The sequence below is a fragment of the Leifsonia shinshuensis genome (genome assembly GCF_022606355.1).
Classification (GTDB): domain Bacteria; phylum Actinomycetota; class Actinomycetes; order Actinomycetales; family Microbacteriaceae; genus Leifsonia; species Leifsonia shinshuensis_B.
This window is the reverse complement of sequence record NZ_JAHHZQ010000005.1, coordinates 250,888-276,163: the sequence shown is the minus strand read 5'-3', so window position 1 is coordinate 276,163 and position 25,276 is coordinate 250,888. Positions and strand designations below refer to the sequence as shown.

Here is a 25,276-nt window from a genome sequence, read left to right as displayed (position 1 = left end):
TGTCGCGATCCGTCACGGTGGTGCGCGGGGTGTGCTTTAATCTGCGTATGGATGCAGATAAGCCGATATGCGGACGCTTGCCCGACAGCCAGTACGTCGAACTGGCGGTGGAGGTGTTCGGGATGCTGGCCGACGCCACCCGCGTGCGGATCATCCTGGCGCTGAGGGATGCCGGTGAGCTCTCGGTGAACCACCTCGCCGATATCCTCGACAAGCAGCCGGCGGCGGTCTCGCAGCACCTCGCGAAGCTGCGGCTCGCACGCATCGTGGCGACGCGCCAGGACGGCCAGCGCGTGTTCTACCGGCTGGAGAACGAGCACGCGAGCCGGCTGGTGAGCGACGCGATCTTCCAGGCCGAGCACTCGCTCGGCGGCACGCCACGGCACCACCACGGGGCGGCGGCGAGCGGGGCGGAAGCCGTCGGAGACGTGGAGGCGTCCGCGTGAGCAGCGAGACGCACTCCCGCGGTGAGGTCGAGCGGCCGCACGACCACGGCCACGACCACGACCACGACCACCACCACGACCACGACCACGACCACGACCACGGTCAGACCCACGACCACACCCACGACCACGACCACCACCACCCCACCGGGTTCAGGGGTTTCCTCTACGGGCTCTTCGTGCCGCACTCGCACGACGCCGCCGACTCCATCGACGACGCCCTCGAGGCGAGCACCGAGGGTGTCCGTGCTCTGAAGATCAGCCTGTTCGTCCTCCTCGGCACCACCCTCCTGCAGGCCGTCATCGTCGCCTTCAGCGGGTCCGTCGCGCTGCTGGCCGACACCGTCCACAACTTCTCCGACGCCCTGACCGCCGTGCCGTTGTGGGTGGCGTTCGTGCTCGGCCGGCGCGCGGCCTCCCGCCGGTACACCTACGGTCTGGGACGGGCGGAGGACCTCGCAGGGCTCTTCATCATCGCCGTCGTCGCGCTCTCGGCCGTCGTCGCCGCGTGGCAGTCGATCGACAGGTTCTTCCACCCGCACCCGCTGGCGAATCTGGGCTGGGTGGTCGTCGCCGGGCTCATCGGCTTCGCCGGCAACGAGGCGGTCGCGATCTACCGCATCCGCGTGGGTCGGCGCATCGGCTCGGCCGCACTGGTCGCCGACGGCGTCCACGCGCGCATCGACGGCTTCACGTCGCTGGCGGTCGTCATCGGCGCGATCGGCGTCATGCTCGGCTTCCCCCTCGCCGACCCGATCGTCGGCGTCCTGATCTCGGCGGCGATCATCGTGCTGCTCTGGGGAACGGTCCGCAGTATCGGGCGGCGCCTCCTCGACGGCATCGAGCCCGAGCTCGTCGAACGGCTCGAGCACGCTCTGCAGGAGACGCCGGGGGTCACCGCGGTGCCACGGGTCCAGCTCCGCTGGGTCGGCCACCGGCTGCACGGCAGCGCGCGGCTGACGGTCGCCGCGGCCTCCCTCGACGACGCGCAACGCATCACCGAAGCCGCTCGCGTGCACGCGAGCGCGCACCTCCGCAACCTCGACGACCTGCAGCTGGAACTCGTGCCGGCGACCGCCGGCACGCCGCGATGACCGCGGCGGCGGTGAACGACCCGGCGCGGCGCCGCCTGATCCGCTTCGGCATCGGTCTGGAGGCGATCACTCTCGGCTGGAACGTCGTCGGCGTGGTCGTCCTGGCCGTGCTCGCCTACACGAGCGCCTCGGTCGCCCTGCTCGGCTTCGGGCTCGACAGCCTGATCGAGATCGGCGCCAGCACGGTCGTCATCTGGGAGCTGACCGGCACGGGTGAGCAGCGTCAGCGCGTCGCCCTCCGGCTCATCGGCGTCGCGTTCGTCCTCCTCGCCCTGTACCTGCTCGTGCAGGCCGGTCTCGCGCTGCTCATGGGCCACCGCGCGACGCCGACCCCCGGCGGGGCCGCCTGGACGGGCGCGACCGCCGTCGCCATGTTCGCCCTCGCGTATGGCAAGTCCCGCACCGGTCGGCGACTCGGCAACCCGGTTCTCCTCACGGAAGGCCGGGTGACGTTGGTCGACGGCATCCTCGCCACCGCTGTCCTGGCCGGTATCGCCCTCGACGCGCTGCTGGGCTGGTGGTGGGCGGACCCGGTCGCCGGGCTCGTCATCGTGGCCTACGCGGCGCGGGAGGCTGTGCAGATCTTCCGCGGCGACCACGACTAGACGTTCCGCCCTGGCTCAGCCGTCGGGGGTTCCGGGCGCCCATCGGCACCGGCGACGGCACGGCCGCCGGACGAACCGTCACCCGAGGTCCGGCCTCCCGGTGGCGTCGCGCTCCTCCAGCTCGACCGGCAGCCCCGAGTCGTAGACGAACACCAGGCGCGCAGGCACCTCGCCGGCGAGCACGCTCGCCACCGCCTCGTTGACGTCGCGGAGATCGCGGCGCGCGGCGACCACGCGGGTACGTCCGGCGGCGTGCAGCGCGAACACCTCGGCGAGGTCTTGACGGGTGCCGACGATCGAACCGATGATCGAGATCCCCTTGAGCACGGTGTCGAAGACCGGGACGGTGAGCGTGCCGTCGGCGGGGAGGGAGACCAGCACGAGCCGGCCGCCGCGGTTCAGCGAACGGAACGCCTGGTCGAAGACCTGGGGCGCCACCGCCAGCACGATGGCGACGTCTGCTCCGCCGAGGTGGTGGATCGCCGCGGCCGGGTCGACCTCGCGTGCGTCGATCGCGTGGTCCGCTCCGAGCTCGACGGCGAGGTCGAGCTTGGCCTCGTCGATGTCGACCGCGACGACGCGGGCGCCCACGAGGCGCGCGTACTGCACGGCCAGGTGGCCGAGGCCGCCGATCCCGAACACCGCGACCCGTTCGCCCGGGACGACGTGCGCTGCCTTGACCGCCGCGTAGGTCGTCACGCCGGCGCAGGTCAGAGGCGCGGCGTCGAGGGGGGACACGTCGTCGGGCACCGGCACAGCGAACCGGGCGTCCGCGAGCGCGTACTCGGCGTACCCGCCGTCGACTGCGTACCCGGTGTTGTACTGCTGCTCGCAGAGGTTCTCGCGCCCGTCGATGCAGTAGCGGCACTCGCCGCAGGCGTGACCGAGCCAGGGCATGGCCACACGCTGGCCGAGCGTGCGCGAGGTCACGCCGTCCCCGAGGCGCTCGACGATCCCGACGCCCTCGTGGCCGGGCACGAACGGGAGCGCCGGCTTGACGGGCCAGTCGCCGTCGATGGCGTGGATGTCGGTGTGGCACAGACCGCACGCCTCCAGCCGGACGAGCACCTGCCCCGGACCCGGCGAGGGGATGGGGCGCTCCTCGACGGTGAGCGGCTGGTTGAACTGGGTCACGACGGCTGCGCGCATGGCGGCTCCTCATTCCTGGGTCGGTCGGGTCTGCGCCAGTCTCGTCGGCGTGCGAGCGGTCGGGATGGGCCGAAGGTCCCTCAGGGCCGGCAGCTGCGGGCGGGCCTTTCGGCCCTGCCCTCTTCCGCGGTGCGTGACAGGCTCGGGGCAGAGGACGGGAGATGACATGAAACGCTGGATCCGCATCACCCTCACGGTGCTGACCTCGATGGTGGGCATCACGGCCATCGCGGGCGGCGTGGCCTTGGTCATCGGGGCCGCGACTTCGTCGACGGCCGGTGGCGCCGTCCCCGACAGCTCCTACCTGGGCGGGAGCCCGTTCCCGTCGTACATCGTCCCGGGGCTCGTCCTGGCCGTGATCGTCGGCGGCACCCACGTGCTCGCCGCGGTGCTCGCCGGACGAGGATCGCCCGCGGGCCCCTTCACGGCGGCCGTCGCCGGATTCGGCCTCCTCATCTGGATCTTCGTGCAGATGATGTTCATCCCGTTCAGCGCACTGCAGGCGATCTACTTCGCCGCCGGACTCGCCGAGCTGGGCCTGGTGCTGCTCGGGCTGGGCGTCGTTCGGCGCGATCGGGTGGCGGCACCGTGACCGCGTCGCTGCGCTTCCTGGGCGCGACGGATACCGTCACCGGTTCGCGGTACCTCGTCGAATCGCGAGGACGCCGCATCCTCGTCGACTGCGGGCTGTTCCAGGGCTACAAGGTCCTGCGCGAACGCAACTGGAGGCCGTTCCCCGTCGAGCCGTCGAGCATCGACGCCGTCGTGATCACGCACGCCCATCTCGACCACACCGGCTACCTGCCCGCACTCGTGCGCGACGGCTTCCGCGGCTCCATCCATGCGACGCACGGCACAACGGAACTCAGCCGGCTGATCCTCCCGGACAGCGGCCGGCTCCTCGAGGAGCAGGCACGGTTCGCCGACCGGCACCACACCTCCAAGCACACGCCGCCGCTCCCCCTCTACACCGAGAAGGACGCGTCGAGGGCCCTGGAACGCTTCGAGCCGCACTCCTTCGACGAGGACGTGGAGGTCGCCGGCCTGACCACACGGTTCGTGCCGGCAGGGCACATCCTCGGCGCCGCACAGGTGCGTCTGGTCGCCGACGGCGCGAGGCTCCACTTCACGGGCGACCTGGGGCGGGTGGACGATCCGCTCATGAAGCCGCCCCGGTCGCTTCAGGAGACGGACGTGCTCGTCTGCGAGTCGACGTACGGCGACCGCGTGCACCCGGGCACGGATGCCGGCCCGCTGCTCGCGGGAATCGTCAACGACGTCTGCGGTCACGGCGGGGTGGTCATCCTGCCCGCGTTCGCGGTCGGTCGCGCGGAGACGCTGCTCCTGCACCTCAGCAGGCTGCGCGCGCAGCATGCCATCCCGGACGTGCCGGTCTTCCTGAACAGCCCGATGGCGGTGAACGCGGCCGAGATCTACGCACGCCACCCCGAGGAACACCGGATCCGGCCAGCCGAGTTCGAAGCCATGTATCGGATGGCCACCCTGGTGCGCAGCGTCGACGAGTCGAAGCTCCTCAACCTGCGTGGCGGACCGGCGATCATCATCTCCGCCAGCGGAATGATCGAAGGAGGCCGGGTGCTGCACCACATCGCCGCGTACGGCGGCGACCCGCACAACGCCATCGTGCTGACGGGTTTCCAGGCCGGCGGCACGCGCGGCGACGCTCTGCGCCGCGGCGAGCGCAGCCTCCGGATCTACGGGCGCGACGTGCCTATCCGCGCCCAGGTCCACACGCTCGACATGCTCTCCGCCCACGCGGATGCCGGACAGCTCGTGGACTGGTTGAGCACCGCGCCGAGAGCGCCGCGCGCCGTGTACCTGACGCACGGGGAGCCGCACGCGGCGGACGCGCTCCGTGTCCGCATCCTCCGGACCCTCGGCTGGGAAGCCAGGGTGGCGGAGTTCGGGGAGACCGTCCCGGCGACGGCGACGGCGACGGCGACGGTCAGCCCGCCCGCGGCGAACGCGTCGTGAACCGGGCGGCCCGGCGCGCCACCCGGTGCGGGTACGCCCTCGACCGCGCCGCGGGGGCGCGGGGCGCGGCCAGCCGCGCGTAGTACCAGACCTTCGCGATCTCCACGAGCACCAGGTAGAGCAGCACCATGGCGACCAGCGCCAGGAAGAACAGGACGGGCAGTGGTGTGAAGCCCAGCAGACCGGAGACCGGCGAGTACGGCAGCCACACGCCGACGGCCACCACGGCCAGCACCGACACCGTCAGCGGCAGCGAGGCGCGGCTGCGCAGGAACGGCACCTTCCTGGTGCGGATGGCGAACACGATCAGCGTCTGCGTGGCGATCGACTCGATGAACCAGCCCGACCGGAACTCCGCCGGCGCGGCGTGGAACGCGAACAGCATCAGACCGAAGGTCGCGAAGTCGAAGAGCGAGCTGATCGGGCCGAACAGCAGCATGAAGCGGCGGATCGCGCCGATGTCCCAGTGCGACGGCACCTTCAGCTGCTCCGCGTCCACGTGGTCGGTGGGGATGGCGAGCTGGCTGGAGTCGTAGAGCAGGTTGTTGAGCAGGATCTGGCCGGGGAGCATCGGCAGGAACGGCAGGATCACCGACGCGATCGACGCGCTGAACATGTTGCCGAAGTTGCTCGACGTGCCCATCAGCACGTACTTGATCGTGTTCGCGAAGATCCGGCGGCCCTCGGTCACGCCGTCGGCGAGCACGTCGAGATCCTTGTCGAGCAGGAGGACGTCGGCCGCGTCTTTGGCGACATCGACCGCCGAGTCGACCGAGATGCCGATGTCCGCGCGGTGCAGGGCCAGTGCGTCGTTGACGCCGTCGCCGAGGAAGCCCACGGCTCGACCCTTCTGACGGAGGGCCAGGATGATGCGCGCCTTCTGCTCGGGCGAGACGCGCGCGAAGACCGTCGCCGCGCGCGCGGCCTCCGCGAGCCCCGCATCGTCGAGGGCGTCGATGCGGTCGCCGGTCAGCGTGCCGCGGGTCGCCATCCCCAGCTCGCGGCAGACGCGCTCGGCGACGACGGCGCCGTCGCCGGTGGCGATCTTGACCTCGACCCCCAGGTCGGCGAGGCGCTGCAGCGAGGCACGAGCGTCCGGTTTCACACCGTCGACGAACGCGAGGTAGCCGCGCAGCGTCAGGCCGGTCTCGTCGGCGGGGGTGAGCACCGTCAGCTCGTCCGCGGCGCGTGTGGCGATCGCGATGACGCGCGATCCCGCCTCGTACAGCCCCGCCAGCACGGACCTCGCCGACGCATCCGCCTCAGAGCAGAGCGGCAGCACCGACTCCGGCGCACCCTTCACCACGACGATGGGGGCGGAACCGGTGGCGGCGACGAGCGCTCCCGCCATCCGCCGTTCGTGGTCGAACGGCACGGCGTCGAGGCGGCGGTACGCCGAGACCGGCGCGGTCGCGGCAGCGTCGCTCTGCCAGAGCGCGGCGTCGAGCGCGTTCAGCCCAACCGTCTGCGGCGCCGCCGGGTCGGCGTCGGTGGCCAGGAGGCCCAGCAGCAGCACCTCGTCGGCGGCGACGCCGTCGAGCGGGACCGGACGGTCGAACACGATGCGCCCGGTGGTGAGGGTCCCGGTCTTGTCCGTGACCAGGAGGTCGAGGTCGCCGAGGTCCTCGATGCACACCATCCGCTTCACCAGTACCCTCCGCCGGGCCAGCGCCCGCGAGCCGGCGGCGAGGCTGGTGCTGACGACGGCGGGCAACAGCTGCGGAGTGATGCCCACCGCGATGGCGAGCGAGAACAGCAGCGACTCGATCAGCGGCCGCCCGAGCAGCAGGGCCGCCATGAAGATCAGCGTCGTCAGGATGAGGGCGACGAGCAGCAGGAAGGTCGAGAACTGGCCCAGACCGCGCTGGAACTCGGTCTGCGGCTCCTGGGCGCCGAGGCCGACGGCGATCCGCCCGAACTCGGTCTCGCCCCCGGTCGCGACCACGACCCCGCTGCCGCCGCCGGCGTGCACGACGGTGCCCATCAGAGCGCAGGAGCCGAGATCACCGACTCCCGCACCTTCGGCCACCGGCGAGAGGGACTTCGCGGCGGCGCGCGCCTCGCCCGTGACGATGCTCTCGTCGCACTCCAGCCCGGTGACCTCCACCAGCCGCAGGTCGGCCGGCACCACCGTCCCGACGGTGAGCACCACCAGGTCGCCGGGGACGAGCTCTGTCACGTCGACGCTCCGCCGCACGCCGCCGCGGACGACCACGACGGTGTGCCTGAGGCGGTCGTGGAGGGCGTCGGCCGCCTGCTCGGCCCGGAACTCGTTCACGAAGCCCAGGCCGACACTGACCACGAGGATCACGCCGATGATGACGGCCTCCGTCGCCTGACCGACGAACGCCGAGATGATCGCGGTCGCGAACAGCAGGATCAGGATGGGGCTGCGCACCTGGCGCCCGAGCACCCGCCACGGTCGCGCCCGATGGCCCCGCACGGCGTTGGGCCCGTACCGGGCCAGCCGCGCCGACGCCTCGGCGTCCGTGAGGCCGGCTTCGGACGAGCCGAGCGCGCCCAGCACCGCTGACGCCTCCTGGCAGGCAGCCGTCCGCACAGCGCTCGGCTGCGCGGTGACGACGGCAGTGCCGACCGCCTGGCTCACTCGAGCTCGCGGTGTTCGCGCGCGACGACGACCGGCACCCGGACGTTCAGCAGCACGTCGTGACTCACCGACCCGAGCATGATGCGCTTGGCGCTGCGACGATTGTGTGTTCCCACGACGAGCATTCTGTGCCCTTCGGCGGCTGCGACCAAGCCCCTCGATGGGGAGGCCTCGACGACCTCCGCCCGCACGTCGATCGCGGGATGGGACGCGCGCGCGGCATCGGCCGCGGCGTCGACGATCCGCTGGCGGTGATCCCCGAGCGACACCTCGGGGACCAGCCCGGCCAGGAGGGGGTTGGCCGAGTAGCCGACGCAGACGATACGGAGGGGCTCGTCCAGCGCGGCGGCCTCGGCGGCGGCGAACGCGGCCGCGATGTCGGACTGGGGCTGGCCGTCGACTCCGACGACCACGCCGACTCCTGACGGCTCCCAGCCGTGCGGCACGGCGGCGACCGAGCAGGCCGCGGTCGCCGCGACACGCACGTGGAGCGTTCCGGCGAACCCGTGCTCCCGGTCGGTGCCGGAGCGCGTGCCCACGACGAGCAGGTCGGCGTCGCGCGATGCCCGGGTGAGCTCTGCGCCCACGTGGCCGTAGAGGTGGCGCGTCGAGACGGCCAGCGGGGACCGCTCCGCCGTCTCGGTTTGCGGCCCGCTCAGCGCCGGCGCGCGAGCCGGCGCTCGCGCCGCGAATCGGAGAGCGGACTCCTGCGCCGACGCCAGCAGTGTTTCCGCCGCCGTGACGAGCAGGGCCTCCGGACCGTCGGACGCGTCGCCCCACGAGCGGTCGATCACGTAGACCAGCTCCAGGCGTGCTCCCTCTCGCACGGCGCGTTCGGTCGCCCACCTCAGGGCCGCCCGATGCTCGGGCCTGCCATCCACCGCGACCATGATCGTGTCCGTCATCGTGTCCTCCTGCGCTCGTTCACCTCGACCCTGGCCGTCACGACGCCTCCGGCGCAGTGCCGAAAGTCCCGCGTGACCTTCGGCCCTGCCGTCGGGACGCGCGGCACGGGAGGGTGGCGTGCATGAACGACACCGCACCTGCCGCGCGCGCGGCCATCGTGTACGAGTCCATGTTCGGGAACACCCGCCGGGTGGCCGAGGCCATTGCGGACGGGCTGACCGAGGCCGCCACGGTCACCGTCCTCCGCGTCAAGGACGCCCCGGAAGCCTTTCCCGACGTCGACCTGCTGCTCGTCGGCGCCCCCACGCACGTCCACGGGCTGAGCCGGCCCTCCACGCGCACGGAGGCGGCCACCTGGAGCGACGACCCCGACCGATCGCTGGCGCTCGAGCCGGACGCCGAAGGCATCGGCGTGCGCGAGTGGCTGGAGACCTGCGGCGCGCCGCCTCCCCTGTTCGCCGCCTTCGACACACGAGCCGACATGACGGAGCTCTTCACCGGCTCCGCCGCGTCCACCATCGACAAGCGCCTGCGGCGACTCGGCTCCGCCCGGCTGCTGAGCAAGCGCAGCTTCCTGGTCGACAAGAACAGCGACCTGGTGGCCGGGCAGCTCGACGACGCTCGGGCGTGGGGTCGGGAGATCGCCGGGGCGCTGAGCTCCCGTGCCGGCTGAGCTCCCGTGCCGTGGGGTGAGGCGGGGCTCACGAACCGTGGATGACCAGCACAGGGCAGTCCGCGTGCTCCACCACCGAGCGTGAGACGGAACCGAGCAGGAGGCCGGTGAATCCGCCCAGGCCACGGCTGCCCACGATCAGCATCTCGGCGTCCTCCGCCTCGGCGATGAGCTGCCGGGCCGCGGAGCCGGAGCGGACGACCGTCGAGTACCAGCTCGGCGGCTTCGCCCCGAAGACCTCGCGTGCGGCGTCCTCCGAGATGGTGTGCGCGTCACGCTCGGGATCCCAGCCGCCCATGACGTACCCGGGCCAGGACGGCGGGTACTCCCAGACGGTGACGCCGACCAGGCTGCAGCCCAGCCGCTCGGCCATCCGCGCACCGCGCCGCAGCGCCGAGAGGGACTCCGCGGAGCCGTCGACACCGACGACGATGCGGCCGCCGGGGTGGATGCGATCCTCCGTCTCGACGAGCGGGGTCTCCGGACGAGGGGTGTCGGTCATGGGATGCTCTCCTTCCGGGAGGCGGTTCACCAGCGTTCGGGCTCCGGCTCGCGGCGGAACCGTCGGCCGGTCATCCGATCGATGTCGATGCGGACATAGCGGTACTTGAGGGTGGGGATCCAGGGCTGGAGAGGGGACTTGTCGGCCTCGTCGATCTCGGACTGCCTGTCGAGCTGCCTGGCCCGGCCGTGGGCGACGACGCTCCACGCCTCGTCGTCCGTCCAGCCGTCGGTCTCGAAGGCCACCGTGTCATGCACGGTCAGTTCCAGCAGCTTCGTGCCGGGAGCCGTGCGGATGAGGATGCTCGAACCGTCCGAGTAGAAGTTGACCGGGTAGATGTCGGGCTCGCCGCCCACTGCGGTCGCGAGTCTCCCCAGGCTGCCGCCTTTCAGGATCTCGCGGCATTCGTCCCGGTCCAGCACGCGGACCGGATCATCCGATGACATGGCTCTCTCCTTCCGTCGTCCGGTCGATGCCGGGCTCCGCCTGCGCAGCCGGTGCGTGCACCACGATCGTGGGCGACGACAGGTTGAGCAGGACGTCGTAGGCGACCGCTCCCAGGCTGCCGAGCTGCGCGCGGGCGCGACGCGAGTCCCCGATCACCAGGAGCTCCGCGCTCCGGGCGAGCTCGTTGAGCGCCGCGCCGGCCGGCCGGCGCACGACTCGGCTGCGGATCACGATCCCCGGCTGCCGTGCGCGTGCGCGCGCCACCGCCGACGCGAGGAAGCCGCGCGCCTCGTCGTCCCTCCGAAGCTGCCAGTCGCGGCGCTCGTCGTCGCTGTCGACGTCGAGCGGCGGGTGCGACTGTGAGGACCGCACGGTCATCAGCTCGCAGTGGTGGTCGCAGGCGAGGTCGGCGGCGAGATCGACCGCCGCGGCGCCGGCCGGGGTGTCGTCGACGCCGACGATCACACCGCGGCGCATCCGCGAGGCCGCCTCCGGGATGATCGCGACCGGGCCGACGGCGAGGTTCGCGAGCTGGAGGCTGCGGGAGCCGAACGCCCGGCCGTAGTGGAAGCCGGTCTTGTGCGTGCCGACGACCACCATCGTCGTATCGTCGCTGAAGGACGCCAGCTCGGTCATGGGGCTGCCCATCCGCAACTCGCCGTGGATCTCCACGTCGGCGCCGAGCGATCGCGCGTAGGCGACCTCGTCCGCCAGACGCGCCTGCGCCTCCTGGTCGACCTCGTCGATGAGGCGGGTTCCCACCGCTCCCCATTCGTCGTCGGCCACCTGGACGAGCGTCACCGCGACGCCCCGCTCACGGGCCCCTGCGACGGCCCAGCGGATGGCCGCGCGCGCAGGCACCGATCCGTCCACCCCGACGACGTACCTCCGGATCTCCATGGGCGACACCTCCAGCTGCAGTCTCGCGACGCGTGGCCGAGTCGCGAAGGGTCCTTAGTCCCGCGGGACCTTCGGCCCGGCGCCCGCGCGGCCGGAAGGCTTGACTCGTCCAGGAACGAGGCGGATCGGCCCCGGGAGGAGGACGGCATGAGAGCGTGGCGAACGACCGGAGCGCCCGGCGGCCTGGAGCAGGTCGAGGCGCCGACTCCGGAGCCGGCTCCCGACGAGGTGCTGGTGCGCGTCGAGGTGTGCGGGATCTGCCGCACCGACCTCCACGTGATCGACCGCGAGATCCCGGTGCACCGCCCGTCGGTGACCCCGGGCCATCAGGCGATCGGGACGGTGACCGGCGTCGGCGACCGCGTCACCTCCCTCGTGCTGGGCGACCGGGTCGGTGTCGCCTGGCTGCGGCGCACCTGCGGCCAGTGCGCATTCTGCCGGAGGGGCGCGGAGAACCTCTGCCCGCGCTCGGAGTACACCGGCTGGGACGCGGACGGCGGCTTCGCCGAATACCTCGTCGCGCCCGCCGCCTACGTCTACCCGATCGCGGCGGATGCCGACGCGCTCGAGACCGCACCGCTGCTGTGCGCGGGGATCATCGGCTACCGCGCGCTGCGGCGTGCGCAGCTGCCGCCGGGCGGCACCCTCGGGATCTACGGGTTCGGGTCGAGCGCGCACGTGACGGCGCAGCTCGCGATGGCCGCGGGGGCACGCGTGTTCGCGCTGACGCGCGGGGTGGCCAATCGCGAGCTCGCCAGGGAGCTCGGTGTCGACTTCGTGGGCGAAGAGGAGGAGGAGCCGCCGGAGCCGCTCGACTCGGCCATCGTCTTCGCTCCGGCCGGCGGACTCGTCCCCGTGGCGCTCAGGGCCACCGCCAGCGGAGGGACCGTGGTGCTGGCGGGCATCGAGATGTCCGACCTGCCGCCTCTGAGCTACACGGACGCACTGTTCCGCGAGCGCGACCTGCGCACGGTCACGGCGAACACCCGGGAGGACGGCGCGCGCTTCCTCGCGCTCGCCCGCAACCTCCGGCTGCGGCCGACCGTGACGGCGGCGCCGTTCGACGCGCTGGACGACGCCATCGACGACATCCGACGCGGCAGGGCCAGCGGCTCGCTGGTGCTCCGCGTCGCTGCTTAGAAGGGAACGGCGATGCCGGAACGCACTGTGGTCTGCTGGAACGGCTCCGCGGGTTCGGAGGCCGCGCTCTCGTGGGCGCTCCGCCGCTCGCGGGCCACCGGGTCGGCGATCGAGCTGTTCGACGTCGTCGAGCACGCGCTCTACCTCGGGGACGCCGCCGCCCTCGATCGGGCCACCGAGCAGGAGGAGGACCGGCTCGACTCGCGCGTGGAGGACCTCAGGGCGTCCGACCCCGGTGCCGTCACGTCGGGAGAGCTGCAGGTCGGCGACCCCCTCGAACTGCTGACGGCGCAGACCGCGGCCGACACGCTGGTGGTCGTCGGCACCCGCCACCGGGTCGGCCCGCGCTTCCGCTACGGCTGGTCGCTCGGTGCCAAGCTCGCGACGGCCGCGGCCGGTCCGGTCGCCGTCGTCCCCGTCGAGGAGCGAGACGCGGCAGGGGCCCGATCGGGCGTGGTCGTCGGTGTCGACGGCTCCGACGTCGGCCGGCTCGCGCTCGGGTTCGCGGCGGCGGAGGCGCTGGCGCTCGGCCAACCGCTGACGATCGTCCACTGCTGGGTCGCGCCGCTGTCGGAGCAGCCGCTCGTCGTGCCGGACGACGAGTTCGTTTACACCCAGGAGACCGAGCGCAGGGAGCTGCTCGACGATCACGTGCGGACGGTGCGAGAAGCCCATCCCGAACTGGTCGTGACGGCGGTCCTGCTCCGCCAGAACCCGATCTCGGGCCTGCGGGTCCAGTCGGAGCACGCGTCGATGCTCGTCGTGGGCAGCAGGCGGCTGACCGGGTGGAAGCGGACCTGGCTCGGGTCGGTCTCGCACGGGCTCGTGCTCGACCTCGCCGCGCCCACGGTCGTGGTCGGGCACGATACACGGGTGCCTGCGGACCGCGTGGGAGATACACTCAGCGCTTGAGGGGCCGGCGCCTTCCCGGCTCGTGCCCGGCCGCAGCACCTAGAGGAGTCCCGTCATTCCCGGCGATGAGTCGATCACCTTCCCCGACGCGCCCCGCGCTGAGTTGGACCGCGCGCTCGGCGAGCTCGTCGAGCAGGCCAGAAAGGTCCTCGACACCCAGGGGCGCCTGCGGGCACTGGTGCGGGCGAACCGCGCCGTCGTCTCGCACCTCGACCTTCCCGTCGTGCTGCGGACCATCATCGAGGCGGCGGTCGAACTGGTCGGAGCCCGGTACGGGGCCCTGGGGGTGATCGCCGAGGGCGGAGGCCTGGAGCAGTTCATCCACGTCGGGATGGCGGACGACGCCGTCACGCGCATCGGCCACCTCCCGGAGGGCCACGGCCTCCTCGGCGCACTCATCGACGATCCCCGGCCCATCCGGCTCGACTCCATCGCCGACGACCCGCGCTCCTCGGGCTTCCCCGACGGGCACCCGCCGATGACGGCGTTCCTCGGCGTCCCGATCACCGTGCGCGACGCGGTGTACGGCAACCTCTATCTCACCGACCCGGTCGCCGGAGGATTCACCGACGACGACGAGCAGCTCGTCAAGGCGCTGGCCGCCAACGCCGGGTTCGCCATCGACAACGCGCGCCTGTACGCGGAGACCGTCGCGCGCCAGGCCTGGAGCGCGTCGGCGGCCGAGATGACGGCGAGCATCCTGGGCAGCGATGCGGCACGCGCACACGAGGAGTTCGCGACGCGCGTGGCGGCGCTCGTCGGCGCCAGGGCCTTCGTGGTGTCCGCCGAGGAGCACGACGGCACCTTCCGGCTGCTGGGCGCGAGCGACGGCCGGGCCTGGACCACGGGCCTCGTGATCGACAACGACCGGGTGCGGAGCGCGATCGAGGGCTCCCAGCCGACGCGGATCGACGAGCTGAACGGCCTTCCGGCCCTGCTGGACGACGAGCCGGGTCCTGCCCTGATCGTGCCCTTCGACGGCCGGACGGGCGAGCCGGAGATCCTGATCGCCGCGCGGGCGTCCGACGACCTCCCGTTCTCGGCGTTCGACCTGGAACGGACGGTGGCGTTCGCCCGGCAGGCGGCCATCGCGATGGAACTGGCCGAGGCCCGCGCCGACCGGGAGCGCGTCGTGCTGCTGGAGGATCGGGCGCGGATCGCACGCGACCTCCACGACCACGTCATCCAGCAGCTGTTCGGAACCGGGCTCGAGCTGCAGAGCATCGAGTCGGCGCTCGGACCTGGCCGCCTCGCCGAACGGATCGACACCACCGTCCGATCGCTCGACGACACGATCGCGCAGATCCGCACGGCCATCTTCTCGCTGTCACGCAGGCAGGAGGAGACGTCGAGCCTCCGGCACCGGCTGCTCGACATCGTCCAGGAGGTCGGCGATGCCCTCCCCCGCCCGGCGACCGTCTCGTTCTCCGGCCCCGTCGACGTCGTCTCCGACCCCGGGCTCGCCGACGACATCGCCGCCTTCGTGCGGGAAGGGCTCACGAACGTCGTCCGGCACGCGCGCGCCGACACCGCGACGGTCGACGTCGTGGCCACAGCGGACGAGATCACGGTCGACCTGGCCGACGACGGCAGCGGGATGGGAGAGACCTCCCGCCGCAGCGGCCTCCGCAATCTGAGCGAGCGCGCGGAGCGGAGGTCGGGCGTGCTCGCCATCGAGTCCACGGCCCAGGGCACCCGGCTGCGCCTGCGGCTCCCGGTGCCGGCGCCTACGCCGGCGCCTGCCGGGAGGACACCATGAGTCGACCGCCGATCCAGGTGTTCCTCGCCGACGACCACGAGATCGTGCGGCGGGGCATCGCGGCCCTGATCGACGCCCAGGACGACATGGAGGTCGTGGGCGAGGCCGAGACGGCGGCGCAGGCGCGCGGCCGCATCCTGGCCGTGCGCCCGGACGTCGCCGTGCTCGACGTGCGGATGCCCGACGGCAGCGGCATCGACGTCTGCCGGGCCGTCAAACAGGCCGAGCCGGGGATCCGCTGCCTCATGCTCACCGCCTACGACGACGAGGACGCGCTGCGCAGCGCGATCATCGCCGGCGCCGACGGCTATGTCGTGAAGGACATCCGGGCGAGCAGCCTCCTCGACGACATCCGCGCCGCCTTCCGCGGAAAGCGACTGATCGACCCCCGGATCGCCGATCGTGTCACGGCGACGATGCGGGAGCAGGCGGACGATCCCCGCTTCGCCGCCCTCGGCCTCCGCGAGCGCCAGGTCCTCGCGCTCATCGCCGACGGCCGCACCAACCGCCAGATCGCCGAACGCCTCGGCCTGGCCGAGAAGACGGTGAAGAACTACGTGAGCTCGCTCCTGGCCAAGCTCGGCCTGGAGCGGCGGACGCAGGCCGCAGTGCTCCATCTCGAGCACCGCGGCCACGCCTGACCGGGGTCCGGGCTCCCGATCGGACTCCTCCGGTGGCGGAGGACCTATGGCCCTACGGGGAGCACCTGCGTCGCCCCATCCTGAGCGTGCGGTCTCCGCACGGCCGACCGCGTCCGGACGTCGGGCAGGGTCTCGACGTCGGACAGAGTCTCAGGGGATCGAAATGAAGGTTCGCTCGCACACCCTCCGGGTCGTCGCCGCTCTGGCGGTCGCCGGGTTTCTCAGCGTGTCTCTCGGGGGTGCGGCGGCACCCGCGACCAGCCCACCCTCGAGCGGAGCGGGACCGCACTTCTACGGCGGTCTCACGGTCGACGTCCCCGGAACGGTCGACGGTGACGTCTATGCCGCCGGCCAGACCGTCACCATCAGCGGAGACGTCACCGGCGACGTGATCGCCGCGGCGCAGACGATCTCGATCAGCGGGCGCGTCGACGGGAACGTGCGATTGGCCGCCCAGAGCGTCACCATCAGCGGCCACGTCACGCGCAGCGGCACGATCATCGCCGGGAGTCTCCTGATCGACGGTCACGGGACCGTCGGAAAGGACATCGTCGCGACAGCGAGCACCATCGACGTCGCGGGTGCCGTCGGAAGGGATCTCGTCGTCAGCGCGACCGATCTGAGCATCGACGGAACGGTCGGCGGCGACGTGACCTACTCGAGCAGCAGCACTGCGCACATCGCTGACGGCGCGGTCGGCGGCGTGGTGACACATGTCCAGCCGCAACAGCCGTCGCGGCCGGAGATCTCGCCCTGGGCGGCGGCGCTGGCCTGGCTCATCGGCCTTCTCTATGCGATCGTGGCGCTCAGCCTCATCACCGTGGTCGCCGCCCTGTTGCTGCCTCGCGTCCTCGGCGGTGTCACCGATCGTCTCCTGCTCTCCCCGTGGCGCGCACTGCTCGTCGGGTTCGTCGCCGCGGTCGTGGTCCCGATCGGACTCCTCATCCTCCTCGTGACGATCGTCGGAGCCCCCCTCGCTCTCGCCGCCCTCATCGTCTTCACTGTGCTGACGCTGGCGACGTTCCTCGTGGGAGCCCACTACCTCGGACGCGTGATCCTGCGTGGCACGACGCACCCGGTGCTGCAGTCGTTCGTCGGAGGCCTGATCCTGATCGTCGGGCTCCAGATTCCACTGCTCAACATCCTGGTCTGGCTCGCGATGGTGTTCTTCGGCCTGGGTGCCGAACTGCTGGAGATCCATCGCCGGCAACCCTGGAGCACGAAGCCCCGGTCGGAACGAACCGATCACCAGTCGCTGTCATCCGCCGAACCCGGCGTGACGAAACCGTAGTCTCGGGGAGTGACCAGCACCGGGCAGGGCAGGTTCAGCAGCACGTCGTGGCTGACGGACCCGAGCAGGGAGGCCACGAACCGGCCCCGTCCACGGGAACCCACCACGATGGCCGCGGCACCGACGCCGTGCTCGACGAGAGCCGCCGCCGGGTTCTGCCGCACGACGATCGGCGTGATCTTCGCCGCTCGCGCGATCGGCACCTCGGCGATCGCGTCGGGGATCACCGCTTGCTCGCGTTCGAGGAACGCCTGGTCGGCGCCTTCATCGGAGTCCAGCGCCCGCTGCAAGGCCTCTGGCACGTCCCACGCGTGAACGGCCTCGATCTGCGCGCCCCGCCAACTCGCTTCCGTCACCGCCAGAGCGAGAGCCGACCGCGCGAACCCGGAGCGGTCGACGCCGACGACGACCACGTTGCGCTCCGGGCGCGGCGAGTCGGGGATCACCGCGACCGGGCAATCGGACTTCGCCGCCAGTTTCAGGGGCAGCGTCCCGATCCGCGTTCCCGGCCGGTCGGGACGCTTGTCCGTTCCGACCACCAGGAGCGCCGCCGTCGCGGACTCCCTCAGCAGTGCGCTCGCCGGCGGACCATCGACCCATCGCGTCTCGACGGTGACACCCGGCGCCATCGCGCGCACGTGTCCCGCCGCCTCGCGAAGCTCGACCTCGACGCTGGTGTCGAGCCCGAACCGGGGACCGAGCACGGCGCCTCCGAGGCGTGTGTCGATGGCGTGCACCACCTCGAGGACACCGCCGCGCTGCGCCACCCTGTCGGCCGCCCAGTCGAGTGCCCGCCACGCCGAGGACGACCCGTCGAACCCGACGACCGTGCGCCCGTCTGCGACCACGCTCACCACTCGCCTTCCCGGCGACCGGTCAGTGTGTGCAGGTTCACCCGGAACACCACGGCAGCTGCGGCCGGGCGGCCGATCATGGCCTGCGCCCCGGGAAGCCGGGGGATGTCCAGCGTGCGCATCATCCCGAGCTCTGCTCCCTGATGGCCGTCCGCGGCCACAGGGACGAGCGGGCGGAAGCGGTCGACCAGAAGCTCCATGGCTCGCTTGGCCGGTGCGCCGACCAGCTGCTCGAAACGCCCCCAGGCGACCACGCTGCGCCACCGGTCGATGTGCTCCAGTTCGTCCACCTCGAAGCACACCTCGGGTTGCGCCCGCAGCGCTTGCACCTTCCGACCCTGCGCACTGTGGCAATACACGGCGCTGTCGATGTAGGCATAGGAGATCGGGACCACGTACGGCTGCCCGTGATCGATCATCCCCAAGCGGCCGACGAGCCCACTGCTCAGGAGGTCGTCGATCTCGTCACGGTTCATCTCGGTCGGCATGCGGACTCCTCACGGTCGTCGTTCGCAGTCGAGCATGCTCCCCGTTCGCGCCCGCCGGTAAGGACTTTCGACCCTTGCCGCACACACCCCCCGAGCGGTCGAATGGCCGCATGAGAAACCACAACGGAGGGTCCCCGATGGGGATGCACGAGGTGCCGGCATCCGGCCGTGCAGTGGTCGTCGCTGTCGTCGCCTGGAGCCTCGCCTGGAAGGGCGCGTCGCTGTGGCGCGCGGCCAGGAACGGCAGCAAGCCCTGGTTCGTCACCCTGCTGCTGACCAACACGCTCGGCGTGCTCGACGCCGTCTACCTGTTCGGGGTCGACCGTCACCATCGCAGGGGCGAGCTCGACGAACTCGCGATCCTGCAGGTCACCGGCGAGCCGGAGCAGGGCGGACACCCGCAGGAGACCTGAGCGCGGGCGACGCCTCCGCGGGACCTTCGGCCCGTTCCCCGCGCCGTCCGCGGGCGGAAGCTGACGGTAACGGAGGAGGTCACCGTGGAGATCGTCGCAAGCGCACCGGGCATCTACCTCGGCTGGGGCGCGTTCACCATCCAGCTCGGCAACCTGATCGTGATCGTGGTCATGCTGGTGCTGTTCGCGCTGGCACTGCTGCTCCCGTTCCCGAAGGCGCGGCGCCGGCGATGAGCACGCAGGAGCGGCAGAGCCCGCAGAGCCCGCAGAGCCCGCAGAGCCCGCAGAGCCCGCAGAGCCCGCAGGAGGAGATCTACACCTGGACGGGCCGCACCCGGCGCTGGCTGCTGAAGCGGCTGCCGCCGCAGAAGCTGCTGCCGCAGGATCAGCCGAGCTACGTGTCGTCGTGGATCTACGTGTTCGGGATGGCCTCCCTCGCCGCGCTCGGCGTGGTGATCATCTCCGGGCTCGTCCTCAGCCTCAACGGGCCGCAGTGGTACCACACCTCCGGCCTCGGGCATTTCACGAACTCCGTCCACCTGTGGAGCGTCGAGCTGTTCTTCCTGCTGATGGTCGTGCACCTGTGGGGCAAGTACTGGATGGCCGCCTGGCGCGGGGGCCGGGTGCTGACCTGGGTCACCGGGGTGATCGCATTCGCGGTGTCGATCGCGGCCGCGTTCACCGGCTACCTCCTGCAGACGAACTTCGACTCGCAGTGGATCGCCTTCGAGGGCAAGGACGCACTCAACGCGGTCGGGATCGGCGCGTGGTTCGATGTCGCCGATCTCGGGCAGATGTTCGCCTGGCACATCGTGCTGCTGCCGATCGGCGTCGGCGCGATCGTCGTGCTGCACGTCCTCCTCGTTCGCGTCCACGGCGTCGTCCCGCCGATCGACGCCACCGAGCACGACGATCAGGTCGTCCACCCGTGGAACGAATCGGAGGGGCCGCGATGACGCGCAGGCCGAGCATGACCTGGAAGGCCGGACACGACCTTGCCAGCCGACCGTGGCAGGGTCGCGTCCGCGATTACGACCTGTTCAAGGAGGTCGCCATCGGGTTCGTCGTCGTCGCCGCCGTCACGCTCGGGCTGGCCGGGGTCTTCGGATCCCCGGACGAGCCGCCCGTCACGTTCGCCACGTGGTCGTCGAGCGACCCGGTCGACTTCGCCGCCACCGCGACCGCGGAGCTGGGAGGAACGAGCGCGACCGCGCAGTACGGACCGCCGTACAACCACACGCAAGGCGCCACCCAAAGGCTCGGGCCGATCGACCTGCAGAGCCTCTCCGGCGTGCGGCTGCCGATCGACACGGCGAAGGCCTTCGTCATCGGGCCGCTGCAGACGCTCCCGTCCGTGCCGTCCGCCGTCGCCCGCTGGACCTCGGCCTCCGCCGCGCAGAAGGCGCGATGGACGGACGCGTACGCCAAGGCGCTCGCCGCCGACACCGGGCACAGCCTCCCGAGGCCGACCGCCGGCGAAGGACCGGTGCCCGCGATGATCGGGGCGCTGAGCGCGATGGCGCGCAGCGGCGGCCTCGACGGCGCCCTCGCCGGCCAGGGCGGCTTCTACCCGCTGAACCGCACCTCCGCCATCCTGTTCCTCGGCGACGGCCAGTACTTCCAGAACCTCGCGGCGAACCAGCACCTCACCGGTGATCAGTGGGGGATGATGAACGAGACCGGGAACACGCCGGGCCAGGCCTGGCTCTGGCTGTTCTCGTTCTTCTACCAGATCGAGCCGTTCGCCTCGCTGCCGAACGTCGACCTCGTCGTCGTACTGATCATGGGTGCGCTGACGCTGCTGCTCGCGCTGCTCCCGTTCATCCCCGGGCTGCGGACGATCCCGCGGTGGATCCCGCTGCACCGCGTCATCTGGCGCGACTACTACCGGGCCACCCGCGAGAGCGCCAGCACGGGACAGAGCGCGACGGCGGCGTCGGCCGCGTCGAGCTCATCGGGGCTCAGCGGCACGTCCGAGCGGCCGCCCTCGGCGCCGCGCAACGAGACCGGGTAGCCCCAGTCGTCGCGGGTGAGCGCTCGGTCGAGGATCTCGGCGCACAGGCCGCGGCCGTCGCAGCGCGTCCAATCGATGTGCAGGGCCGGCGCGGTCATCACCGCGACCTCCGCACGCAGCGTCCCCTGGCGTGCGACCGCACGTCCTCCGCGAACACCGCGAGCGCGCTGCGGACCAGCCGCGCCGTCCCGTCCGGGTGATGGCACGAGCCGCGACCGACGACGAGCCCGGCGAGGCGCGTGAGGTCGGCCGCGTTCTCGATCGGCGCGTGCCCCGACGCGATCGCCGAGAAGCGGTCCGCCATGGTGGGGAGGCCGAACACGCACGGCCCGCACTGGCCGGTGCTCTGCTCGGCCAGGTAGCGCACGATGCGTGCCGTCGCCGAGAGCGCGCAGTGATCGGCGCCCAGTACCCGGATGATGCCGGCACCGGGCGTCGCGTCGAAGGGCGCGAGGTCCAGAGCCGTCAACGGGAGGTCGAAGGAGCGCTCCGGCACCCATGCTCCGTGGTATCCGCCGACGAGGGCCGCGGCGATCGCGCCGAAGTCCGGCCGGAGCGCGGCAAGCACCTCCCGGATCGTGGCGTCGGTGCGGACCTCGAAGACGCCCTCTCTCGGCACGTCTCCGCTCACGGTGACCAGCCGGGTGCCCGGATCGACGGGGTCGCCGACGGAGCGGAACCAGGTGGCGCCGCGCCGCGCGACCAGCGCGAGGTGGGCGAGGGTCTCCACGTTCTGCACGACCGTGGGGCGCCCGCGCAGCCCGGCCGTCGTCAGTCGCGCGGTGTGGTCGACGGGGCGCGGATCATCGTTCCCGATGAGGTTGACGAGCGCGCTCGCCTCGCCCGACACGAACCCCTCTGCGCCCTCGACGACCTCGATACCCCGTGCGTCTGGCCGCTCGGCGATCGCGCGCTCGACGGCTCGGAGGGAATCGCCCTCCGCGACGATGAGGACATTGCGGGCGGCGATCGTCCGTGCCGCCGACAGCAGCCCGTCGATGACGAGGTGCGGTGCGTTGCGCAGCAGCACCGCGTCCTTCGAGCTGAGCGGCTCCCCCTCTGTGCCGTTCGCGATCAGGATCGGCGCTCTGCCGCGACGGCCGCCCGCGGCCTGGCGGGCGGCGGCGAGCTTGCGGTGGACGGGGAAGGCCGCGCCCCCGCGCCCTGTCAGACCGGAGGCCTCCAGCTCGGCGAGCATCGCGTCGGGGTTGCGGACCGGCAGGTCGCCGTAGGCGCGACGGTGCGCGTCGAGGTCGGCATGCACGCCGGCGGCGAACAGCCGGCCGGCGTCCACCGCCCGGCCCGCCGCCCGGGAGGTGGTCGGCTCCGTGGTCATCGTCATCAGTCGTCCTTCACGCTAGGTCGTCCTTCACCGTCGGTCGTCGTTCAGCGGGTGTCGTCGTGTCTGGTCATCGGGCCGGAGGTGTATCCGGTGGCGACGCGCCGGGCGCGCGAGTGCTCGACGAACCGCGACGACAGCCTCCAGATCACCGCACCGGCCACGAGCGCTGTCGAGGCGGCGCTCAGCAGCAGGAACCAGCGGCTGGTGCCGTTCGTGCCGTTGCCGATGGCGTGCGTCAGCGCGATCGGCCACATGGCGTACGTGAACCAGTGCACGAAGCGGAACGCGCGCTGACCGATCCGGCGACGCAGCAGACCGGTGATCACGATGGCGACGACGAGATCGAACGCGACGGTGCCGAGCCCCTGCCAGAACGGCTTGAACGCCCCGGCGAACGGCACCACGACGTCCAGCAGGGAGAGCTTCGCATACGAGTCGAACAGCAGCGTCCCCACGTGCAGCGCGAGGAAGACGCACGCGAGCAGCGACACGTTGCGGTGGATCAGCGACACGGAGAATCGCGGCAGGCCCGGCAGCGGGCGCCCGGAACGGATGACGATCCCCAGAAGCACGGACACGGTGAACAGCGCCAGCGCGATGAGGCCGGAGGCGCGGCCGGCGGCCCAGAGGAGTTCGGACATCAGAGCGGCCGGCTCATCAGGAGCCTGACGACGTGCCGCTGGCCCCGCCGCCCTGGCTCGGCTGCACCGGGGCGGGAGCGGGAGCCGGAGCCGCCGGTGCAGGAGCGGGGACGGCAGGGGCTTGCGTGGCGGGCGCGGGAGCGGGAGCCGGGGCCGCCGGCGCCGCGGGTGCCGGGCTCACCGACGACGGCGCCGTGGTGGGCGGCGGAGCGGCGGTCGTCGGTGTCGACGGCCGCCCGGTCGGGAGCACGTGCGGTGCCGCCGCGTGCGTGGTGGGCGTCGTGGCGAACAGCACGGCGGAGACGGCGCCGGCCGCGGTCACGCTCGCGACCCCGATCACCCCTGTCAGCACACCGGCTGTCCGCTTGCCTCGCGTCCAGGTCGCCATGGGCCCTCCCTCATCCGTCGTCGTCCGTCGGTCTTCGTCGGTTCCAGCCTTCCGGCGATTTCTTGACGGATTCTTACGTGACGTGGGGAGCGCCTGATGATCTCCTCTCCGTTGGCTCAGGCCGGCGCGGCGATTCGGGCCGCACCGGCTCAGGCCGCGGCGAGCTCCCGGGCCGTGCTCGCGACCCCTGCGGCCCACGTGCGGTAGCCGCCGTCGAGGTTGACGACGTCGTAGCCGCGCTGGGCCAGGATGCGCGCCGCGGTGTGGCCGCGCTGACCGACCTGGCAGTGCACGACGATCGGACCGGCCGGCAGTTCGCCGAGGCGGTCGCGCAACTCGTCGACCGGGAGGTTCACCGCGCCGGGGATGGCGCCGGCCGCGTGCTCGGCGGCGGTTCGCACGTCGACCACGGTGGCGCCGGCCTCCTGCGCCGTGGCCAGTTCGTGCCACTGCACCGTGCGTGCCGCACCGGTGCGCAGGTTGTCGGCGACGTAGCCGAGCTGGTTGACCGGGTCTTTCGCGGAACCGAACTGCGGGGCGTACGCGAGCTCGAGCCGCGCCAGCGCCGAAGCGGTGATTCCTCCGGCCATCGCGACGGCGATCACGTCGATCCGCTTGTCGACCCCCTCGCCGCCGACGATCTGGGCCCCGAGGATGGCGTCGGTCGCCGGCTCGACCAGCAGTTTCATCGACATCGTCTGCGCGCCGGGGTAGTAGGTCGCGTGCGATGCCGGATGCGTGTGGATGACGCGGTGGTCGCGCCCGGCGGCGACCAGCTGCCGCTCGCTCCAGCCCACTTTGGCGGCGACGACGTCGAAGACCTTCACGATGGCCGTGCCGAGCGCCGGAGCATTGCGCTCCTCGCGACCCGCGATCACATCGGCCACCGACCGCCCGTGCCGGTTGGCGAGCCCCGCCATGGTCACCAGGGCGGCCTCGCCCGAGAGCGCATCGACCTTCTCGACGCCGTCGCCCACCGCGAAGATGTGCCCGTCGCTCGTGCGGTTGCGCTCGTCGACGGCGATGCCGCCGGTCGGGCCCAGCCGGAGGCCGGCGGAGCAGGCGAGGTCGACGCTCGGCACGACCCCCGAGGCGTCGACGATGAAGTCGGGCCGCAGCACGCCTCCGTCGCTGAGGAGGACGGCGCCGTCGGCGACCGTGTCGACGGTCACCGAGGTGCGCACGTCGACACCGTGCCCGCGCAGCTGAGCCTCGACCGGTGCGACCATCTCGGGGTCGAGCGGGCTCAGGAGGTGCGGGCCGCGCTGAGCGATGGTGACGTGGATGCCGCGGCGCACGAGGTTCTCCACGGCCTCCAGCCCGATGAAGCCGCCGCCGACGACCAGGGCCGACGGGTGGTCGGCCGCCGCGTCCACCAGCGCGCCGATCGCATCCACGTCCTCCACCGTGCGCAGCGTGTGCGTGGGAATCGAGGAGTGCCCGACCGCCGCGCGCGCAGAGGCGCCGACGGCCAGGATCAGCTCGTCATACCCTTCGACGAACGTGTCGCCGCTCGCCGGGTGGAGCACCGTGACGGTGCGCCTGGCGGCGTCGATCGAGAGCACGTCGTGCCCGGTGCGCACGTCGAGGCGGAACCGCGCGGCGAGGGACTGCGGTGTCTGCAGCAGCAGCGACGACCGGTCGGGGATCACTCCGCCGACGTGGTAAGGGAGGCCGCAGTTGGCGTACGAGACGTAGGGCCCGCGCTCGAAGACGACGATCTGCGCGGTCTCGTCCAGTCGGCGCAGCCGCGTCGCCGCCGACATGCCACCGGCGACACCGCCGACGATCACGATCTTCATAGTGGGTCCTCTCGATGCGATTGCGTATACCCCCCGGTGTATCGTACTATACCTCCGGGGGTATCCGAATCCCCCGAGAGGACCCACCATGTGTTATCCCGTCACCTGTTCGACCTGCGGCAAGACCACCTGGAACGGCTGCGGCCAGCACGTCGACGACGTGCGGCGTCGCGTCCCCGCGGCCCAGTGGTGCGCAGGCCACACCGACGCCGCCGCGCCCGCCGACGGCGCGGGATTCTTCGGCCGCCTGTTCGGGCGGAGCTGAT

At 71.9% G+C, this 25,276-nt stretch carries 28 protein-coding genes; 15 read left to right on the top strand and 13 right to left on the bottom strand.

The genetic code is table 11. From position 1 onward, the window contains the following. Positions 1-47: 47 nt before the first annotated feature. The 3 genes from KNO15_RS20040 to KNO15_RS20030 are packed head-to-tail and all read left to right on the top strand — an operon-like array spanning position 48 to position 2,145. Complete coding sequence (locus KNO15_RS20040; protein WP_241705584.1) at positions 48-446, top strand: ArsR/SmtB family transcription factor; 399 nt, start codon at positions 48-50, stop codon at positions 444-446. Then, positions 443-1,540: a cation diffusion facilitator family transporter gene (locus tag KNO15_RS20035; protein ID WP_241705583.1), complete on the top strand. Its 1,098-nt coding sequence runs from the start codon at positions 443-445 to the stop codon at positions 1,538-1,540. Before KNO15_RS20040 ends, KNO15_RS20035 begins: the two co-directional genes overlap by 4 nt. Beyond that, on the top strand, positions 1,537-2,145 hold the full coding sequence (locus KNO15_RS20030) for a cation transporter (RefSeq protein ID WP_241705582.1): 609 nt from the start codon (positions 1,537-1,539) through the stop codon (positions 2,143-2,145). Before KNO15_RS20035 ends, KNO15_RS20030 begins: the two co-directional genes overlap by 4 nt. A gap of 78 nt (positions 2,146-2,223) precedes the next feature. Here KNO15_RS20030 and KNO15_RS20025 read toward each other — a convergent pair whose 3' ends face one another. Then, complete coding sequence (locus KNO15_RS20025) at positions 2,224-3,294, bottom strand: alcohol dehydrogenase catalytic domain-containing protein (protein WP_241705581.1); 1,071 nt, start codon at positions 3,292-3,294, stop codon at positions 2,224-2,226. 166 nt (positions 3,295-3,460) lie between these two features. Here KNO15_RS20025 and KNO15_RS20020 point away from each other — a divergent pair, with 166 nt between their 5' ends. Both KNO15_RS20020 and KNO15_RS20015 read left to right on the top strand, forming a co-directional pair. Beyond that, positions 3,461-3,886, top strand: a complete 426-nt coding sequence (locus tag KNO15_RS20020) for a hypothetical protein (protein ID WP_241705580.1) — start codon at positions 3,461-3,463, stop codon at positions 3,884-3,886. After that, positions 3,883-5,289 carry an MBL fold metallo-hydrolase RNA specificity domain-containing protein gene (locus KNO15_RS20015; RefSeq protein ID WP_241705579.1) on the top strand — a complete coding sequence of 469 codons (1,407 nt, stop codon included), beginning with the start codon at positions 3,883-3,885 and terminating at the stop codon, positions 5,287-5,289. Before KNO15_RS20020 ends, KNO15_RS20015 begins: the two co-directional genes overlap by 4 nt. Here the strand turns inward: KNO15_RS20015 and mgtA are convergent. Both mgtA and KNO15_RS20005 read right to left on the bottom strand, forming a co-directional pair. After that, positions 5,261-7,897: a magnesium-translocating P-type ATPase gene (gene mgtA, locus KNO15_RS20010; RefSeq protein ID WP_241705578.1), complete on the bottom strand. Its 2,637-nt coding sequence runs from the start codon at positions 7,895-7,897 to the stop codon at positions 5,261-5,263. The genes KNO15_RS20015 and mgtA overlap by 29 nt on opposite strands. Continuing rightward, a complete protein-coding gene (locus KNO15_RS20005; protein ID WP_241705577.1) occupies positions 7,894-8,802 on the bottom strand; it encodes a universal stress protein in 909 nt (302 codons plus the stop codon). The genes mgtA and KNO15_RS20005 overlap by 4 nt, the downstream gene beginning before the upstream one ends. A gap of 122 nt (positions 8,803-8,924) precedes the next feature. On the opposite strand from KNO15_RS20005, the gene KNO15_RS20000 reads away from it, so the two are divergent. After that, the gene (locus KNO15_RS20000; RefSeq protein ID WP_241705576.1) at positions 8,925-9,476 is read left to right on the top strand and encodes a flavodoxin family protein; all 552 of its coding nucleotides are present in this window, start codon (positions 8,925-8,927) and stop codon (positions 9,474-9,476) included. A 28-nt stretch (positions 9,477-9,504) separates the two neighbouring features. Here the strand turns inward: KNO15_RS20000 and KNO15_RS19995 are convergent, their stop codons facing one another. The 3 genes from KNO15_RS19995 to KNO15_RS19985 are packed head-to-tail and all read right to left on the bottom strand — an operon-like array spanning position 9,505 to position 11,325. Further along, positions 9,505-9,978 carry a universal stress protein gene (locus KNO15_RS19995; RefSeq protein WP_241705575.1) on the bottom strand — a complete coding sequence of 158 codons (474 nt, stop codon included), beginning with the start codon at positions 9,976-9,978 and terminating at the stop codon, positions 9,505-9,507. A gap of 26 nt (positions 9,979-10,004) precedes the next feature. Then, positions 10,005-10,424, bottom strand: a complete 420-nt coding sequence (locus KNO15_RS19990) for a pyridoxamine 5'-phosphate oxidase family protein (protein WP_241705574.1) — start codon at positions 10,422-10,424, stop codon at positions 10,005-10,007. Continuing rightward, entirely contained in the window at positions 10,411-11,325 is a 915-nt protein-coding gene (locus tag KNO15_RS19985) for a universal stress protein (RefSeq protein ID WP_241705573.1), read from the bottom strand. The genes KNO15_RS19990 and KNO15_RS19985 overlap by 14 nt, the downstream gene beginning before the upstream one ends. 147 nt (positions 11,326-11,472) lie before the next feature. On the opposite strand from KNO15_RS19985, the gene KNO15_RS19980 reads away from it, so the two are divergent. The 5 genes from KNO15_RS19980 (at position 11,473) to KNO15_RS19960 (ending at position 17,068) form a co-directional block, all read left to right on the top strand. Next, entirely contained in the window at positions 11,473-12,465 is a 993-nt protein-coding gene (locus KNO15_RS19980) for a zinc-binding alcohol dehydrogenase family protein (RefSeq protein ID WP_241705572.1), read from the top strand. A 12-nt stretch (positions 12,466-12,477) separates the two neighbouring features. Beyond that, positions 12,478-13,377 (top strand): universal stress protein, encoded by a 900-nt coding sequence (locus KNO15_RS19975; protein ID WP_241705571.1) that lies wholly within the window; start codon positions 12,478-12,480, stop codon positions 13,375-13,377. Positions 13,378-13,480: 103 nt separating this feature from the next. Continuing rightward, a complete protein-coding gene (locus KNO15_RS19970; RefSeq protein WP_241705570.1) occupies positions 13,481-15,136 on the top strand; it encodes a GAF domain-containing sensor histidine kinase in 1,656 nt (551 codons plus the stop codon). Then, positions 15,133-15,777, top strand: coding sequence for a response regulator (locus KNO15_RS19965; RefSeq protein WP_208041177.1), 645 nt, complete (start codon positions 15,133-15,135; stop codon positions 15,775-15,777). Before KNO15_RS19970 ends, KNO15_RS19965 begins: the two co-directional genes overlap by 4 nt. Before the next feature lie 163 nt (positions 15,778-15,940). Continuing rightward, positions 15,941-17,068: a bactofilin family protein gene (locus KNO15_RS19960; RefSeq protein WP_241705569.1), complete on the top strand. Its 1,128-nt coding sequence runs from the start codon at positions 15,941-15,943 to the stop codon at positions 17,066-17,068. Here the strand turns inward: KNO15_RS19960 and KNO15_RS23415 are convergent. Next, positions 17,023-17,922, bottom strand: coding sequence for a universal stress protein (locus KNO15_RS23415; protein WP_241705568.1), 900 nt, complete (start codon positions 17,920-17,922; stop codon positions 17,023-17,025). The two genes, KNO15_RS19960 and KNO15_RS23415, sit on opposite strands and share 46 nt — an antisense overlap. After that, on the bottom strand, positions 17,919-18,410 hold the full coding sequence (locus tag KNO15_RS19950; protein WP_241705567.1) for a pyridoxamine 5'-phosphate oxidase family protein: 492 nt from the start codon (positions 18,408-18,410) through the stop codon (positions 17,919-17,921). The genes KNO15_RS23415 and KNO15_RS19950 overlap by 4 nt, the downstream gene beginning before the upstream one ends. Positions 18,411-18,520: 110 nt before the next feature. Between KNO15_RS19950 and KNO15_RS19945 the strand changes: the two genes are divergently transcribed. The 3 genes from KNO15_RS19945 (at position 18,521) to KNO15_RS19935 (ending at position 19,779) form a co-directional block, all read left to right on the top strand. Continuing rightward, positions 18,521-18,823 carry a DUF5652 family protein gene (locus KNO15_RS19945; protein ID WP_241705566.1) on the top strand — a complete coding sequence of 101 codons (303 nt, stop codon included), beginning with the start codon at positions 18,521-18,523 and terminating at the stop codon, positions 18,821-18,823. An 84-nt stretch (positions 18,824-18,907) separates the two neighbouring features. After that, complete coding sequence (locus KNO15_RS19940; protein ID WP_241705565.1) at positions 18,908-19,057, top strand: hypothetical protein; 150 nt, start codon at positions 18,908-18,910, stop codon at positions 19,055-19,057. Continuing rightward, positions 19,054-19,779, top strand: coding sequence for a cytochrome b N-terminal domain-containing protein (locus KNO15_RS19935; protein WP_241705564.1), 726 nt, complete (start codon positions 19,054-19,056; stop codon positions 19,777-19,779). Before KNO15_RS19940 ends, KNO15_RS19935 begins: the two co-directional genes overlap by 4 nt. A gap of 928 nt (positions 19,780-20,707) precedes the next feature. On the opposite strand, the gene KNO15_RS19930 is transcribed toward KNO15_RS19935, so the two are convergent. The 5 genes from KNO15_RS19930 to KNO15_RS19910 form a co-directional block, all read right to left on the bottom strand. Then, positions 20,708-20,935 (bottom strand): ferredoxin, encoded by a 228-nt coding sequence (locus KNO15_RS19930; protein WP_241705563.1) that lies wholly within the window; start codon positions 20,933-20,935, stop codon positions 20,708-20,710. After that, on the bottom strand, positions 20,935-22,179 hold the full coding sequence (locus KNO15_RS19925; protein ID WP_241705562.1) for an NADH-ubiquinone oxidoreductase-F iron-sulfur binding region domain-containing protein: 1,245 nt from the start codon (positions 22,177-22,179) through the stop codon (positions 20,935-20,937). The genes KNO15_RS19930 and KNO15_RS19925 overlap by 1 nt, the downstream gene beginning before the upstream one ends. Positions 22,180-22,223: 44 nt before the next feature. After that, entirely contained in the window at positions 22,224-22,820 is a 597-nt protein-coding gene (locus KNO15_RS19920) for a ferric reductase-like transmembrane domain-containing protein (protein WP_241705561.1), read from the bottom strand. Positions 22,821-22,836: 16 nt separating this feature from the next. Continuing rightward, positions 22,837-23,208: a hypothetical protein gene (locus KNO15_RS19915; protein ID WP_241705560.1), complete on the bottom strand. Its 372-nt coding sequence runs from the start codon at positions 23,206-23,208 to the stop codon at positions 22,837-22,839. Positions 23,209-23,357: 149 nt separating this feature from the next. Further along, positions 23,358-25,010, bottom strand: coding sequence for an FAD-dependent oxidoreductase (locus tag KNO15_RS19910; RefSeq protein WP_241705559.1), 1,653 nt, complete (start codon positions 25,008-25,010; stop codon positions 23,358-23,360). An 88-nt stretch (positions 25,011-25,098) separates the two neighbouring features. Between KNO15_RS19910 and KNO15_RS19905 the strand changes: the two genes are divergently transcribed. Beyond that, on the top strand, positions 25,099-25,275 hold the full coding sequence (locus KNO15_RS19905; protein WP_241705558.1) for a hypothetical protein: 177 nt from the start codon (positions 25,099-25,101) through the stop codon (positions 25,273-25,275). Position 25,276: the final 1 nt, after the last annotated feature.

Excerpts from the sequence above, each read along its gene's own strand:
- KNO15_RS19930 (WP_241705563.1), bottom strand. The coding sequence starts at position 20,935 with ATGACCGCGCCGGCCCTGCACATCGATTGGACGCGCTGCGACGGCCGC.
- KNO15_RS19945 (WP_241705566.1), top strand. The coding sequence starts at position 18,521 with ATGAGAAACCACAACGGAGGGTCCCCGATGGGGATGCACGAGGTGCCG.
- KNO15_RS19905 (WP_241705558.1), top strand. The coding sequence starts at position 25,099 with ATGTGTTATCCCGTCACCTGTTCGACCTGCGGCAAGACCACCTGGAAC.
- KNO15_RS20005 (WP_241705577.1), bottom strand. The coding sequence starts at position 8,802 with ATGACGGACACGATCATGGTCGCGGTGGATGGCAGGCCCGAGCATCGG.
- KNO15_RS19920 (WP_241705561.1), bottom strand. The coding sequence starts at position 22,820 with ATGTCCGAACTCCTCTGGGCCGCCGGCCGCGCCTCCGGCCTCATCGCG.
- KNO15_RS19980 (WP_241705572.1), top strand. The coding sequence starts at position 11,473 with ATGAGAGCGTGGCGAACGACCGGAGCGCCCGGCGGCCTGGAGCAGGTC.
- KNO15_RS19935 (WP_241705564.1), top strand. The coding sequence starts at position 19,054 with ATGAGCACGCAGGAGCGGCAGAGCCCGCAGAGCCCGCAGAGCCCGCAG.
- KNO15_RS19985 (WP_241705573.1), bottom strand. The coding sequence starts at position 11,325 with ATGGAGATCCGGAGGTACGTCGTCGGGGTGGACGGATCGGTGCCTGCG.
- KNO15_RS20000 (WP_241705576.1), top strand. The coding sequence starts at position 8,925 with ATGAACGACACCGCACCTGCCGCGCGCGCGGCCATCGTGTACGAGTCC.
- KNO15_RS20030 (WP_241705582.1), top strand. The coding sequence starts at position 1,537 with ATGACCGCGGCGGCGGTGAACGACCCGGCGCGGCGCCGCCTGATCCGC.
- KNO15_RS19910 (WP_241705559.1), bottom strand. The coding sequence starts at position 25,010 with ATGAAGATCGTGATCGTCGGCGGTGTCGCCGGTGGCATGTCGGCGGCG.
- KNO15_RS20040 (WP_241705584.1), top strand. The coding sequence starts at position 48 with ATGGATGCAGATAAGCCGATATGCGGACGCTTGCCCGACAGCCAGTAC.
- KNO15_RS19925 (WP_241705562.1), bottom strand. The coding sequence starts at position 22,179 with ATGACGATGACCACGGAGCCGACCACCTCCCGGGCGGCGGGCCGGGCG.
- KNO15_RS19950 (WP_241705567.1), bottom strand. The coding sequence starts at position 18,410 with ATGCCGACCGAGATGAACCGTGACGAGATCGACGACCTCCTGAGCAGT.
- KNO15_RS19915 (WP_241705560.1), bottom strand. The coding sequence starts at position 23,208 with ATGGCGACCTGGACGCGAGGCAAGCGGACAGCCGGTGTGCTGACAGGG.
- KNO15_RS20020 (WP_241705580.1), top strand. The coding sequence starts at position 3,461 with ATGAAACGCTGGATCCGCATCACCCTCACGGTGCTGACCTCGATGGTG.
- KNO15_RS19960 (WP_241705569.1), top strand. The coding sequence starts at position 15,941 with ATGAAGGTTCGCTCGCACACCCTCCGGGTCGTCGCCGCTCTGGCGGTC.
- KNO15_RS19990 (WP_241705574.1), bottom strand. The coding sequence starts at position 10,424 with ATGTCATCGGATGATCCGGTCCGCGTGCTGGACCGGGACGAATGCCGC.
- KNO15_RS19975 (WP_241705571.1), top strand. The coding sequence starts at position 12,478 with ATGCCGGAACGCACTGTGGTCTGCTGGAACGGCTCCGCGGGTTCGGAG.
- KNO15_RS20025 (WP_241705581.1), bottom strand. The coding sequence starts at position 3,294 with ATGCGCGCAGCCGTCGTGACCCAGTTCAACCAGCCGCTCACCGTCGAG.
- KNO15_RS19995 (WP_241705575.1), bottom strand. The coding sequence starts at position 9,978 with ATGACCGACACCCCTCGTCCGGAGACCCCGCTCGTCGAGACGGAGGAT.
- KNO15_RS19965 (WP_208041177.1), top strand. The coding sequence starts at position 15,133 with ATGAGTCGACCGCCGATCCAGGTGTTCCTCGCCGACGACCACGAGATC.